The organism is Streptomyces sp. cf386 (genome assembly GCF_900103585.1).
Taxonomy (GTDB): Bacteria; Actinomycetota; Actinomycetes; order Streptomycetales; family Streptomycetaceae; genus Streptomyces.
This window is the reverse complement of sequence record NZ_FNHV01000002.1, coordinates 93,655-106,805: the sequence shown is the minus strand read 5'-3', so window position 1 is coordinate 106,805 and position 13,151 is coordinate 93,655. Positions and strand designations below refer to the sequence as shown.

The following is a 13,151-nucleotide window of genomic DNA, read 5'->3' as shown; positions in this document are numbered from 1 at the left end:
GCGTACGGGCCGCCTTCGGCCGGCAAGGTGCTGCTCAAGCGCCGAGCGATGCGGCTCAGGCCGCCGCGCCCCGATGCCAGGGCGGTCGCTCGGCCAGACCCCACAGGTCGTCGAAGTGCTTGTTCCAGGTCGCGACGGCCGCCTTCGCGTCGTCGCTGTCTTCGCGGGACGAGACGTTGAGGTCGGTGCGGTAGCCCTTGGGGTCGTAGTACTCGGGCTCCGTGCCGATGCCCATGGTGCGGGCCACGACGTCATAGAGGCCGTGCAGCACCAACTCCCGGTTGAAGATGCATACCTTGTCCCGCGGTATGCCGGGGTAGAAGCGGTACTCGCACTCGACCGTCACCCGCCCCAGCATGGTCACCCGCTGCGCGATCGCCGACAGCGTCTGGTCGTACTCCCGGCACTTCAGCTCCAGGCGCTTGCGGAACTCGGCATCGTCCACGGGCGCGCCGTCCGCGCCCACCCGGGACGGGACGATCATGGACTGCCGGAAGTCCGGGACCAGGAACCTGATCGAGACGCGCCTCGTGGGACCCGGATCGTCGAGGAAGCCCTCCAGGCGGTGGTAGAGCGCGTTGTAGAGCGTCTCGCCCGTGTAGCCGAGGAAGCCGATCTCCACGCTTCGGGCCTCGAATGCCTCGGTCACGAACCTGCCGAGATCCCGCGACTTCACCTGCGCGCGCGTCGGCGTCCGGAGGGAGGCGGCCAGGTCCTTCACGGTGTCGTACAGCACATAGCCCACCAGGCTGAGCAGCGCGCCACCCAGAAACGCCTTGCCCTCCAGGGCGTCACCGACGGGCTTCACGAACTGGGCGGTCAGTCCCGTGACGAAGATGCCGAGCAGCAACAGACGCGTGGCGACGGGCTCGTAACGCGACTGGAAACGCTTCAGGCGTTCACCCACACCCTCGTCAGGCCGCCGACTCCCACCGGACATGCGCAGCCCCTCCCCCGTGCAATGGAACGCCCGCCGAACGTCACATGCCGTCGGGATACCCGTCCGCCGACCAGCCTCCATGGTCGCCGTGCGGCAGCGCACGGGCAAGATAGGGGTTGGCCGTGGACTTGACCTGGAGGCCCAGGTTCGCCGTGGCCTCGGTCAAGGTCATGGTGTATCTCTCCACCGCGCGGCGGACGTTCGGGGCTTCCAGGCTGTCGCCGGTCACGAGGCGGTCGAGGTCCACATAGGCCGAGCGGACGGTCTCGATCCAGCGGTACACCCGCCAGTCCTGCCGCCAGCCCTTCGTGCAGTCCTCCGACAGCAGACGGGACCAACGGGCGAACAGACGCTCGCGGATGTCCGGCAGGGTGGGGGTCAGGTGCATGTGGCGAACGAGGTCGTAGAGCGGGTCACCCACCATCGCCATCTCCCAGTCGATAAGGGTCAGACCGCTGCCGTCCTCACGGCGCACGAGGTTCCACGGATTGAGGTCGCCGTGCAGGAGCACGGGGCGACGCGGCGTCACCATGTGCCGGCCGAGGATCAAGCCGAGCCTGAAGCTGCTGGGCAGGCCGAGCTCGCGCGCGAGATCGGTGGTCTGCTTGGGGAGATCCGAGACCATGCGGATCAGTTCGTCACTGAGGTGCGCGTAGAAGTCCGAGTACCCGATGGGCGAGTCGAGCTTCTTGCAGTCGACGTCCGTCAACGCACACAGCTGGTCGACGAGATCGTCCGCCTCGTACGGCAGCAGGCCGTCCGCCGGATGGTCCGGGTGCCTGATCCCGCCCCTGGGCCCCTCGTAGGAGTGAATGGTGAACTGGTCCCCGAGTTCACTGGTGCCCAGGGCCAGCACCCTCGGCGCGCGCACCATCACCCCAGACGTCTCGATCGCCCTCAGGACCGCGTGCTCGTTGAGGAACCGTCTCTCGCGGGGACTGGCCGTACCCACCTTCCGCCGCACCATCACCGGGTCCGGGTATCCGGTCACCCACACGGCCGTGCTGAGGTGTGCCGTCCCCTTGAACACCCGGTCCGCCGAGGCCGCGCCCTCCTCGAACAACGCCTCCTGCACCGCCGCCGGCGGGAACATCGGGTGCTGCGGCGCCCTCCGGTCGGGCTCCCACGAGATCGACGACACCGCACGGTCCCGGCTGTGCCTCTTGCCGTGGGAAACGTTCCAGCGGAAGAGGATGCGTTCGATCGCCCTCTCGTCCGGCACGTTCTTGAGCCTCAGGGGCTCCTCCGCCGCCACCAGAGCCCGGTGCACCGTGCGGGTCGCCGCCTCCAGGTCCCGCTGGTCGTAGGAGTCGCCGAGCGAGGTCGCGGCGCGCATCACGTCCGGGTACACGGACTGGGCGCGTTCGAAAGCGATGTAGTGCTTCAGGTCGCGCTCGATACCGTTGACCGCTTTGGGGCGCCGCATCCCCATGTTCTTGCGCCACGCCTCTATCACCTCCCACCACTGGTCCTCGGGGTACTGCATCCGCACCAGGTGGGTGGCGAGGTCGTGCAGCGGGTCGCCGTAACTCGCGAGTTCCCAGTCGACGCAGATCAGCGGCGGATCACCGTGGTACGACACGATCACGTTGTCACGGTGCAGATCCGTGTGGAGCAGGCTGAACGGGCGGCTGATCATCGCCGGCACCCGCTCGGCGAAGCGAACCATCGCGTCCTCGGGAATGCCCAGCGTGGCGAAGAGTCCACCGAACCTGGCCCAGTTCCGCTGCCTGATCTGCTCCTCGGCCGCATGGGCCAGGGCTCGCAGAAAGGCCCGGCTGTCACGGCTGGAGCGGGGCCAGTACTGCGGCAGCGGTGGCAGATCCTTTCTGCCCACCTGCGTCATGTCGGCGAGCAGACCGGCCAGGGCGGAGATCAGACCGGAGTCCACCGGCTTGCCGTTGGGGCAGATACTGGACAGCGGCACGCCCTGCACATAACTCAGGATGGTCCAGCGCCGGTTCTGGGCCAGGCAGCGTGGCACGTGGGGCAGCACCCCGCGGACGGCGCCGAGGATCTCCGCCTCGTCCTGCCAAGTCCTGATGACCACGGGCAGCGCGGAGCGGATCCGCTCCCGCACGGTGACCAGCTCGCCGTCCTCGCAGCCGACGAGTCGCCGCTGCGCCTCCGTCAGCGGCCGGACCATGTAGTTGAGATTGTGATGCCCCCGGCCGAACTCCCCCAGGGCCCGGGCATAGCGCACGAGATCGTCGTACGCCGACCGTCGGGCGATGGAGATTGGTGGACCACCCAAGGGGCACTCCTGTTGAATAACTATGCTATGCTGCTCATTTTCATGCGGCAACCGGAATGGCCATACTCTAGTGCCCTGCGCACGCCCGGGAGGCCAACGCCGCCAAAGTGCTACGCACTTGACTACGTTGTGACCGGACCCAAGTCTCGCGCCACCCGAATTCCCGCCCGTGTCGAGCGAGTTTCAGGAAGTCGTGGCCAGGAGGTTCCACCAGGAGTCGAAGGCGGCCTGCCAGCTCTCGATGAATACGGATCCGGTGGAGTTGGGGTCACCCTCGTCGTTGACATGCCGAGTCAGTGTCGACCCCAGACCCAGCACATCCACAGCGTCGATGTCTGTGTCATCGTCCAGCAGGATCGAGCGCTCCACCACCTTGTAAGGGCCGAACAGGGCCTCGGCGTCGCGCAGCAGATAGAGCTTGAAGGGCGGGACCAGCGGTATCCTCCGGACCTCCACGGTCACGGACGGCACCAGCTCCTCCGTCTCCAGATCCTTCAGCGCGGCACGCAGCGACGACGTATGCCGTCGGGTGATGCCGTGCAGCCGCGCCTGGAGCCGCCCGTCGACGCCCTCCGTGCCACCTCCGCCTGCGACCGGCCGCTTCGCCCGGGGATACGGCGACTCGACCGACTCGTCGGGCAGAAGCATCCGCAGCTCGATGCGCTCGGGGCCGATCTCCTTCATGCGGATCCGCTCGGCCTGCAGTCGGATGTGCGCGTCCAGACTCTCGGAGGTGAGAGTGAAGACATCCAACCGCACGGTCCGCTGAGCGAAGGCCCGGGCAATGAAGGGCCCCAGCGCCGCCCGCAGTCGTGGCGCCGCCTGAGGCTGTGTCGTCGAGTGTATGGGCGGCTCGATGACCCGCGTCCCGCTGCCCTGGCGGGAGTCGATCCACCCTTCGCTCTTCAACTCGCGCAGGACGCGCTGCACCGTGTCGCGTGATACATCGAACTCATCGGCGAGCGCACGCTGCGCAGGCAGGGACGAGCCCACCGGGTAGACACCGTCGGCGATACGGGTACGCAGCGTCTCCAGGAGAAGGGATCCCCTGCCGATACCGTCACCACGTTCCGCGCCCACATCGCGACCGTACCTCTCCCACGGCCCTGGCAAACCACTTTCAGTCACATTGGATGCCGACTTGAACGGTTCCACATCAGGAAGTTGAAGGGCCGTTAGGGGATCAAGCAGTCAGGGCACAACCAATTCAGCACAGCAGTCCAATTGGACCGGTAGTTGATCGGTCTCCAACAAGTGGATCGGGAACGGATTGGGGTGGGGTCGCGTGGTGGTTCTGCAAGTGTTCATCGGCACCGTGTTAGCGCCCGGTCTGGAGCAGTTGCTCCTGACCCGCTGCGGGGCTCTCGGAGTTCTGGGGCTCGGCTTCACCACCGTCGGCATCAAGGCCCGCAATGCGACGTGTGCGTCCATCGGCGCCGCGATGCTGGCACTCGCGATGACTCAGGCCTGATCGCGCAGCACCCGAAGCACCGGCAACAGCGACCCGACAACCACCTCGGCGCCCGCCTCCCTCAGTTGCCTCGCCTTGTCCTCGTTACGCGCGTAGCCCAGGAACGGCACGCCGGCCTCCTCGGCCGCGTACAGGTCCGTGGGGGCGTCGCCGATCATCAGGGCGGCGGAGGGGGCGGCGCCCAAGGCGTTCAGGGCCCGGTTGAGGCAGTGAGGGTTCGGCTTCAGGAGGTCGAGCCGGCTGGTGCGGCCGTACACATGCGGGGCGAAGCAGTCGGCGAGGCCGCGGATGGAGAGGTAGTCGGACACCGTGCGGGGGGAGTTGTTGGTCGCCACCGCCAGGCGGCTGCCGACCGCCTTCCAGGTTCGTATCAGCGGATCCGCGTACGCCGTCGGCATGGCCGAGACGACCGCCTTGCGCTCGTGCTGGGTGAGTCTCTCCTCCAGCTCGGTCACCAGATCGCTCTGCGGATGCCGCCTGTTGACGGCGTACAGCACGACCATCGGATCCGGGTGGACCCGCTCCTCCTCGGTCAGCAGCCCTTGCAGTCCCTGCCCCTCCAGCCAGGCGACGAGTTCCTTCGCCACCTGTTCCGCCGTGTGCCCGGCGAACAGCCGGCAGATGGGGCCGTCGAAGTCGAACAGGACGAAGCGGGCGTTGGTGATCAGTTCTCGCAGGTTTCCTGTCTCTACCGTCACCAGATCAGTCTGCGTCGTATCACTAGTCACTAGGAGAGTGTCAGGTCGGTCGTGATGGTTTCCCAGAGGGCATCGAACCACTTCTGGGATTCGTCCACGAACGCGGCGTCGCGGGACCCGGCCCGCTTCAGGAAGGAGAAGAGGACGGACTGGGAGCCGAGAGCGTCGTACATCTCCAGGGTCCGGCTCTCGTACTCCTCCTCCCGCTTCTCGAGCATGTAGTAGCCGATCAGCGCCTCCTCCCCGTTGAGCAGGTACAGCTTCACCGGCGGGGTGAAGGGCAGTGCGCGGAAGGTGACATGGACGTCGATGCCGTGGGTGGAGCGGACGGCGTTCAGGTTGTGACGCAGCACCTGGGCCTGGGCGTTGCGCATCGCCAGCCAGCGATGGTGGACCGGGTCGTCGTCACTGTGGCCCTCGACCAGGACCGGGAAGGCGAGGGTGATCTCACGGGACGGGAGCAGGATGCGGAAGTCAATTGACTCGGGGTGGATGCTGCCCTCGTGGATCATGCGGAGCGATTCACCGAGGGCCAGCATCAGGGTCTCGGAGGTGTGGCACACGACATCCACGCGCACGTGCGGCGCGGCGAAGGCCTCCGTCAGGCGGGGTGCCAGGCTGACCATGGTCGGCTGGGGGGCGCCCCGGGTGGGGGCCGGGAGGGCGATGCGTGGCGGGCTGCCCTTGCTGACGTTGGTGAGGAGACCGTCCTCCTGGAGCGCGCGCAGGGCCTGGCGTACGGTGCCTCGTTCCACGCCGAACTCCTCGGCCAGCTCGGCCTGAGTGGGCAGGCGGTCGCCCGCCTTGAGCTCCCCGACGCGGATCCGTTCCCGCAGGATGTCGGCGATCTCCTGGGGAGAGAGTCTCCTGCTGCCGTTCACTGCCACGTTCTCCTGGGTCACGACCAAAACGCTACAACTCACATCCATCTGGCGGGAGTTGTTTGTAGCTTGTTTCAAAGTAGGGGCCAAGTGGGGACAACTTAGTCAGAGTTGGCGTCAAGTTGGTTGAGTTGGCGGAAGTAATCCTTCCATCCCCAGGAGCCCGAAGGGGGAAACACCGATGCCCGTCCTCGCACTCCTCTCCGCCGTCTTCGTCGTAGGTGTCGAGCAGACCCTCCAGTGGAAGTACGGCGCCACCGGCATCATCGGCCTGCTGCTGCTCACGATAGGCATCAAGGCCAAGAGCCCCACCATCAGTTCGATCGGGGCCGTCGTCCTCGCCGTCCTGGTGTCGGGGCCCGCTCTATGAGCCCTGCGCCCGACGGGAGCGACGAAAGCGACAAACGCACAGGTCAAACGGCGTGGGGGACGATCAGCTCGTGAGCACCAGCTCCGAACTGATCGTCTCCCACAACGCGTTGAACCACACATGCGACTGCTCCACGAACGTCGTGTCCCGCAGCCCCGCCCCCTGCTCGAAGGCGAACAGCATGGACTGGATGCCCGGGGCGTCGTACATCTCCAGCTGCTGGTGGTCGATCTCCACCTCGCGGCGCGCCAGCGTGTAGTAGGCGAAGAGCGCCTCCGCGCTGTTGAGCAGATACAGCTTGACCGGCGGCGTGAACGGCAGCGCGCGGAAGCTGATCCGCACATCGATGCCGTGCGTGGCGCGCAGCGCCTGCAGATTGTGCCGGAGCACCTGGCCCTGGGCGTTGCGCTGGGCCAGCCAGCGCAGCCGGAGCTGCTCGTCGGCGTCATCGGCGTCGTCGGCCGGGACGTCCACCGAGGTCGGGAACGCGAGCGAGATGTCCCGGCTCGGCAGCAGGACCCGGACGTCGACCTTGGCCGGTTTCAGCTGTCCGGCATGGATCTGGCGCAGCGGTTCGCCGATCGCGAGCGTGAGGGAGACCGAGGTCAGGCACAGGGCGTCGATCTCGACGTGCGGGGACGCGAAGGCGGCGGCGATCCGCGGGGCGAGGGCCACCATGGTGGGCTGCGGCGGGGCTCCAGGGCCGGTCAGCGCCCTGGCGAGGTCGGGGGCGACGGTCGCCGGGGCCCCTTTGGACACGTTGGTGAGCAGGTGCTCCGACTGCAGGATGCGCAGGGCCTGCCGGACGGCTCCGCGCTCGACGCCGAACTCGTCGGCCAGCCTGGCCTGGGTGGGCATGCGCTGGCCGGGCTGCAACTGGCCCGAGGTGATCCGGGCGCGCAGCTCGTCGGCCACCTCCCGATGTGACTTCTGTGGCCGCTGTGACCTCTTCCGCCCATTGGCGGAGGCGTGTTTCGGCTCCACGACCAAACACTACAACTTCCCGCCATCTTTAGGCAGTTCTTGGGATGGTGGTTATGAGACGTTCCAAGCGGTCATAAGTAAAGTGAAGTTGGTCGCCAACTTCAACAACATGGTCAAACTTCAGGAGGGTTGGCCACTGGAAGGAGGCCCGGCATGCCGCTCATCTACCTCGCCGTCGCCGCACTGGCCATCGGATTCGAACAGCTCGTCCAGTGGAAGTACGGGCCGATGGGCATCATCGCGTTCATCGCGCTGTCCATCGGCATCAAGGCCAGGAACACCATGATCGGCGGTATCGGCGCGGTCATCCTCATCATGCTGCTCGCCCACTAGGGACCAGGTTCGGCTGATCGGGCTCCCTTCCGGAGGGGAGCCGGGAGCTCGGTCAGTCAGCACAGCCACAACTTCACACCGACAACCGAACATCGAAGGCACAGGGCACAGGGCACAGCCACAACTGAACAACAACCACAACCACAACTGCACAGCTCGCTACGGATGAGCAGACCTGTCGCCGGCAGAGAGGAGACCTCAGAACATGTCCGGGCACCAAGGTCGCCTGGACGTACGCAGCAGGGCGTCGGCCACCCGGGCGGCGCCCGCTCGTTCTTCCCGCACCAGTCCCAGCGCGGCGAGCCGTACGGCGGACTCGTCACCGAGCCACAGCCGGGCCAGGTCCGCGACGTCGAGGACGAGTTCGGCGGTGGCCGTGGTCGGCGTGCAGGACGCCCCGTCCGGGGACGCCTCCAGCCGGTACCGCCCGCCGGCCAGTCCGGCCCCGTCCACGACCTCCAGCACCAGCGTGCCCTGCCCGTCGTACGTACGCGCCTCCAGAGCCCGTACGACGTCCAGGATCCGCACCCACAACCAGTCCGCCAGCGTCGTGACCCGGGCGGCCCGCGGGTCGGGCAGGTAGTGGGGCAGCAGGTCGTCCGGGGCCCGCCAGCCGGTCTGCACGGTCTTGATCCAGTCGATCGAGCACAGGTAGCGCCACAGGGCGCGCTCGGCGTCCGGGGTGGCCGCTATCAGCCAGTTCACGGTCGCCGTGTTCAACGGCTGCTTGGTGTCGCTCCAGTGGTCGTCCGCCTTGTACGACACCAGCCCGTCGACCTCGCCGTCCGCCGAGCGGTGCACGGCGAAGAAGGGCTCGGTCCACGGGGACCTGTCCAGGTGCAGCACCCCGGTGTTGACCTGCCACCAGCGCTCGTCGCGGTCGATGGCGCCGGGCTGGGCGCGGCGCACCCGCTCGTACAGCTCCGGGCCGATCTTGCGTACGTCCGCAGGGTCGACGATGTCGATACGGCCGCCGTCCTCGGGGCCGGACCACCTCGAGTCGAGGCCGGTGCGGGGGATGTCCACCGTCCACTGGGCCGTCCAGGTCGCCGGGCCGAAGCCGTAGCGGCCGTAGATCGGGTACTCGGCGGCGATCAGGGTCGCGACGACGTCACCGCGGTCCTTCGCGGCGGTCAGGTCGTGGGCCATCATGCGGGTGAGCAGGCCGCGGCGGCGGTGGGTGGGGGTGACCGTGACGTTCGAGATGGCGTCGGCGGGGACGGGGGTGCCGCCGACGGTGGTGAGTTCCTGTGCGAACGATCGGAAGGTGGCCACGCAGCGGCCGGCGTCGAAGGCGCCGAGGGTGCGGGCGGGGACGATGTACGACGCCCGGTCCGCGATCTCCGTCTCGGCGACGCCGGGGGTGCGCAGGAAGCCGGTGTTCAGGGCCCGGCACCAGTCGGGGATGTCGGCCTCGGTGATCGGGCGGACGTCGATGTGGGGTTCGGGGCGGGTCATGGGGTCACGGTAGGTGGGCGTGCGCGGGGGTGTCGCCGGGTTTTCCTCGCCCCCGCCGCCCCTACCCGTCCCATCCTCCAGGGGCTCTGCCCCGTCGACCCCGGGGCCCTTCTGGGGGCTGCCGCCCCCAGACCCCCGCTTCGGCCCCGAAAGGGCCTCGTCCTCAAACGCTGGACGGGCTGAAAAGACGCCCCCTGCGGGTGGGTGGGGGATGGGGACGGCGGGAACTCGTCCTCAAACGCCGGACGGGCTGAGATGCCCGGACCGGCGCCGAGAAGCCGAGAAGCGGGGCCCCGCCCCCCCGCTACGTCAGCAAGTCGTCCACCTGAGCCTCACCCTCCCGGTACCGGCGGGTGATCTCCGCGCTGCAGTCGTCGGTCGTTCGCTGGAGGCGCTGGCGGCGGCGGGAGACCTGCTGTTCGTACCCTACGAGGCGGCCCATCGCGGTGTTCAGCTCGGCGTCCGTGCGTGCCTCCAGGTCCGAGAGTTCGACCTCGGCCAGCATCTCCGCCGCCAGCCGCCGGTACTCCTCGCTCTGCGGGGTGCCCAGGGTCACGTGGCGGGCGGAGGAGCGGTGGCGGGCGGGGGCGTCGGTCAGGATCTCCGGGAGGCGGTCCACGACTGACGCCGCGCCCGCCGGAGAGCGCCGGGCCAGCTCCGCCCGCAGGATGTCGATGCGGCCCTGCAGCAGCCGCCGTACATAACTGAGGTCCGCCTCGTCGCTCTGCGCGTCCCGGCGCAGGGTGCGCAGTTCGGGCAGGCTGAGTACGGTCAGGTCCTGCTCGGGCGGGTCCACGGGCAGCGGCGCGTGCGGGCCCGGGCCCGGATCGTCGGCGGTGCGCTGTGTGGGCGGCCGGATCGCGGCCGGCTGGCCCGCCTCGGTCAACACGACAGCCCCAGGGGGCTGCCCGGTACTCGGTGTGCTCATGTGCCTCTACCGTCCCCTCGACCGGCGTGTGGAAGCATGGTGCCATCCCAACTGGCCGCTATGTGACCGAGTGCCCACGAACAGCCCCAGATGGGGGGTAAGGATCCAAAAAGAGGCCCCAAAGGAGTCTCGGACAAGCCCCTCACCAGGGGACTCCGCACACACGGCATGATGGGCGCCATGCGAGCTGTGGTGCAGAGAGTGGACGGCGCGAGCGTCGTCGTGGACGGCGAGACGGTCGGGGAGATCGTCGGCGAGGGGCTGTGCGTGCTCGTCGGCGTCACGCACGAGGACACCAAGGAGAAGGCGGCCCAACTGGCCCGCAAACTCTGGTCGATCCGCATGCTGCACGAGGAGAAGTCCTGCAGCGACATCGACGCCCCGCTCCTCGTCATCAGCCAGTTCACCCTCTACGGCGATGCGCGGAAAGGGCGGAGGCCCACCTGGAACGCCGCCGCCCCGGGCGATGTCGCCGAACCCCTCGTCGACGAGGTCGTCGCCCAACTCCGCTCCCTCGGCGCGACGGTGGCGACGGGCCGCTTCGGCGCGATGATGCGGGTGTCGCTGACGAACGACGGCCCGTTCACGGTGTTGATCGAGGTCTAGCCCTACGGCTCGACCACGACCTCCTGCGCCGCCGCCGTGGTGTCCGCCACCAACTGCGCGTCCACCGGCACGTTCCGCTTCACCAGCGCGAGTGCGACCGGACCGAGCTCGTGGTGTCGTACGGACGTCGTGATGAAGCCGATCTTGCGGCCCTCGGGGCCCTCGTCCGCGAGGTGGATCTCGGTGCCGTGGGTCGGGAGATGGACCTCGCTGCCGTCCAGGTGGAGGAAGACCAGCCGGCGCGGTGGCTTGCCGAGGTTCTGGACGCGGGCCACCGTCTCCTGGCCGCGGTAGCAGCCCTTCTGGAGGTGCACCGCGGTGCCGATCCAGCCCAGCTCGTGCGGGATGGTGCGGTGGTCGGTCTCGAAGCCGAGGCGCGGGCGCTGGTGCTCCACGCGCAGGGCCTCGTGTGCCAGGATCCCGGCCGCCGGGCCCGCCTTCGCGGCGAACGACTCCAGCTCGGCACGCGGCAGGAACAGGTCGCGGCCGTACGCCGTCTCGCGTACGACGGCGCCCTCGGGCACCTCGGCGATGGACCCGGCGGGCAGGTACACGACCGCGAACTCGTCGGTGCGGTCGGCCACTTCGACCCGGTAGAAGAACTTCATCGACTCCAGGTACGCGATCAGCGCTTCCTGGCTGCCGGGCTCGACATGGGCCCAGACCGTCGCCCCGTCGTCCACGAGATACAGCGCGTGCTCGATGTGGCCGTGCGCGGAGAGGATCAGCGCCTCGGTGGCCTCGCCTGTCGGCAGGTCGCTGACGTGTTGGGTGAGCAGCAGATGCAGCCAGCTCAGCCGGTCGTCGCCGGAGACGGCGACGACTCCGCGGTGCGAGAGGTCGACGAATCCGGTGCCGTCGGCGAGGGCGCGCTGCTCGCGGAACAGATCGCCGTAGTGGGCGGCGACGCCTTCGTCCACGCCCTCGGCGGGCACGGCGCCGGGCAGGGTCAGCAGGGGGCTCTTCATGGGGACAAGCCTACGACTCGGTAGTTGAACTCTTGCCGTTCGCGGCCTTGGGCGTGCAGTCCTTGCACCGGCCGAAGATCGCGAAGTGCTTCATGTCCGTGTCGAACCCGAAGGTCTCGCGCAGTTTGGCCGTGAACTCCGCGGCCACCGACACATCGGCCTCGATCACGTTCGTGCAGTCGCGGCACACCAGATGGATGTGGTGGTGCCGGTCCGCGAGGTGATACGTCGGCGCACCGTGCCCCAGGTGGGCATGGCTGACCAGCCCGAGCTCCTCCAGGAGCTCCAGGGTCCGGTAGACCGTCGAGATATTGACCCCCGACGCCGTCTTCCGTACTTCCACGAGGATGTCGTCGGGGGTCGCGTGCTCAAGGGTGTCCACGGCTTCGAGCACGAGTTGCCGCTGCGGCGTCAGCCGGTAGCCGCGCTGCCTGAGGTCGCTCTTCCAGTCGGTGCTCACCACACCGACGAGTCTAGGCCTACTCGGGCGAAGGCCTACTTGAAGAAGGCGATCCCGTCGTCCGGCATATCGTCGGGCAGGGCCTTGGCCCAGCGCTCGACCTCCTCCGGGGTGACGACCTTCTTCAGGTGCGCCGACATGTAGGGGCGCAGCTCGACCTCGGGGGTCTGCTTCTCGCCGACCCACATCAGGTCGCTCTTGACGTAGCCGTACAGCCGCTTGCCGCCGCTGTACGGGCCGGAGGCGGCCGTCCGGGCCACGGCGTCCGTGACCAGGTCGATCTGCGGCTTCTTGTCGGCCAGCTCGCCGTACCAGATCTCGACGACACCGTCGTCGCGGACCATCGTCACCTCGACCTTGCGGTCGGCGTCGATGCGCCAGAAGCCGTGCTCGGACTCCAGCGGACGGACCTTGTTGCCGTCGTTGTCCAGCACCCAGGTGTGGGACTGGTACTCCAGGAAGTCCCGGCCGTCGTGGGTGAAGGCGACCTCCTGCCCGAAGTTGCACTTCTCGGAGCCGGGGAAGTCGTGCACACCCGCGCCCGCCCAGTTGCCGAGCAGGAAGGCGAGGGGGACGAGGTCCTTGTGGAGGTCGGACGGGATCTCGATCATGATCAGCTCAGAAGTCTCGTACGTCGGTGAGGGGGATCAGCGCTGGCCCTGGTACAGCTTCTTCACGGTCAGCCCGGCGAAGGCGAGGACGCCGACGCAGACCAGAACCAGCAGGGCTTCGAAGAAGATCTCCACGGGGTGCTCCTCGATTGAGCGGAGGTTGTGCGGTACGTACAGGGCCGGGCCCCA

At 68.2% G+C, this 13,151-nt stretch carries 15 protein-coding genes; 4 read left to right on the top strand and 11 right to left on the bottom strand.

Annotation, left to right across the window (positions count from 1 at the left end):
* Window positions 1-55: 55 nt before the first annotated feature.
* From BLU79_RS04625 to BLU79_RS04615, 3 genes are all read right to left on the bottom strand, one after another.
* Window positions 56-940, bottom strand: a complete 885-nt coding sequence (locus BLU79_RS04625; RefSeq protein WP_093904313.1) for a hypothetical protein — start codon at window positions 938-940, stop codon at window positions 56-58.
* 40 nt (window positions 941-980) lie between these two features.
* Window positions 981-3,086 (bottom strand): phosphotransferase, encoded by a 2,106-nt coding sequence (locus BLU79_RS04620; protein ID WP_371131829.1) that lies wholly within the window; start codon window positions 3,084-3,086, stop codon window positions 981-983.
* Window positions 3,087-3,377: 291 nt separating this feature from the next.
* On the bottom strand, window positions 3,378-4,274 hold the full coding sequence (locus BLU79_RS04615) for a GntR family transcriptional regulator (protein WP_093904312.1): 897 nt from the start codon (window positions 4,272-4,274) through the stop codon (window positions 3,378-3,380).
* 205 nt (window positions 4,275-4,479) lie between these two features.
* Between BLU79_RS04615 and BLU79_RS04610 the strand changes: the two genes are divergently transcribed.
* Window positions 4,480-4,665 (top strand): hypothetical protein, encoded by a 186-nt coding sequence (locus BLU79_RS04610; protein WP_256333151.1) that lies wholly within the window; start codon window positions 4,480-4,482, stop codon window positions 4,663-4,665.
* On the opposite strand, the gene BLU79_RS04605 is transcribed toward BLU79_RS04610, so the two are convergent.
* Both BLU79_RS04605 and BLU79_RS04600 read right to left on the bottom strand, forming a co-directional pair.
* Window positions 4,656-5,393 (bottom strand): HAD family hydrolase, encoded by a 738-nt coding sequence (locus BLU79_RS04605; RefSeq protein ID WP_256333150.1) that lies wholly within the window; start codon window positions 5,391-5,393, stop codon window positions 4,656-4,658. The genes BLU79_RS04610 and BLU79_RS04605 overlap by 10 nt on opposite strands.
* Window positions 5,393-6,271 carry a winged helix-turn-helix domain-containing protein gene (locus BLU79_RS04600; protein WP_093904310.1) on the bottom strand — a complete coding sequence of 293 codons (879 nt, stop codon included), beginning with the start codon at window positions 6,269-6,271 and terminating at the stop codon, window positions 5,393-5,395. Before BLU79_RS04600 ends, BLU79_RS04605 begins: the two co-directional genes overlap by 1 nt.
* A gap of 154 nt (window positions 6,272-6,425) precedes the next feature.
* Between BLU79_RS04600 and BLU79_RS04595 the strand changes: the two genes are divergently transcribed.
* Window positions 6,426-6,614, top strand: coding sequence for a hypothetical protein (locus BLU79_RS04595; RefSeq protein WP_093904309.1), 189 nt, complete (start codon window positions 6,426-6,428; stop codon window positions 6,612-6,614).
* 63 nt (window positions 6,615-6,677) lie between these two features.
* Here the strand turns inward: BLU79_RS04595 and BLU79_RS04590 are convergent, their stop codons facing one another.
* Window positions 6,678-7,604 (bottom strand): winged helix-turn-helix domain-containing protein, encoded by a 927-nt coding sequence (locus BLU79_RS04590; protein ID WP_093904308.1) that lies wholly within the window; start codon window positions 7,602-7,604, stop codon window positions 6,678-6,680.
* Between the two features lie 147 nt (window positions 7,605-7,751).
* On the opposite strand from BLU79_RS04590, the gene BLU79_RS04585 reads away from it, so the two are divergent.
* Window positions 7,752-7,931, top strand: a complete 180-nt coding sequence (locus tag BLU79_RS04585; protein ID WP_093904307.1) for a hypothetical protein — start codon at window positions 7,752-7,754, stop codon at window positions 7,929-7,931.
* 198 nt (window positions 7,932-8,129) lie between these two features.
* Here the strand turns inward: BLU79_RS04585 and BLU79_RS04580 are convergent, their stop codons facing one another.
* Window positions 8,130-9,389, bottom strand: a complete 1,260-nt coding sequence (locus BLU79_RS04580) for a GNAT family N-acetyltransferase (RefSeq protein ID WP_093904306.1) — start codon at window positions 9,387-9,389, stop codon at window positions 8,130-8,132.
* 304 nt (window positions 9,390-9,693) lie between these two features.
* Window positions 9,694-10,317, bottom strand: coding sequence for an RsiG family protein (locus tag BLU79_RS04575; protein WP_093904305.1), 624 nt, complete (start codon window positions 10,315-10,317; stop codon window positions 9,694-9,696).
* 180 nt (window positions 10,318-10,497) lie between these two features.
* Between BLU79_RS04575 and dtd the strand changes: the two genes are divergently transcribed.
* A complete protein-coding gene (gene dtd / locus BLU79_RS04570; protein ID WP_093904304.1) occupies window positions 10,498-10,923 on the top strand; it encodes a D-aminoacyl-tRNA deacylase in 426 nt (141 codons plus the stop codon).
* Between the two features lie 2 nt (window positions 10,924-10,925).
* Here the strand turns inward: dtd and BLU79_RS04565 are convergent, their stop codons facing one another.
* Genes BLU79_RS04565 through BLU79_RS04555 form a run of 3 tightly spaced genes read right to left on the bottom strand, consistent with a single transcriptional unit; the run spans window position 10,926 to window position 12,962 of the window.
* Entirely contained in the window at window positions 10,926-11,891 is a 966-nt protein-coding gene (locus tag BLU79_RS04565) for a CAF17-like 4Fe-4S cluster assembly/insertion protein YgfZ (RefSeq protein ID WP_093904303.1), read from the bottom strand.
* Between the two features lie 10 nt (window positions 11,892-11,901).
* Window positions 11,902-12,354, bottom strand: coding sequence for a Fur family transcriptional regulator (locus BLU79_RS04560; RefSeq protein WP_093904302.1), 453 nt, complete (start codon window positions 12,352-12,354; stop codon window positions 11,902-11,904).
* A gap of 32 nt (window positions 12,355-12,386) precedes the next feature.
* Window positions 12,387-12,962, bottom strand: coding sequence for a heme-binding beta-barrel domain-containing protein (locus BLU79_RS04555; protein ID WP_093904301.1), 576 nt, complete (start codon window positions 12,960-12,962; stop codon window positions 12,387-12,389).
* Window positions 12,963-13,151: the final 189 nt, after the last annotated feature.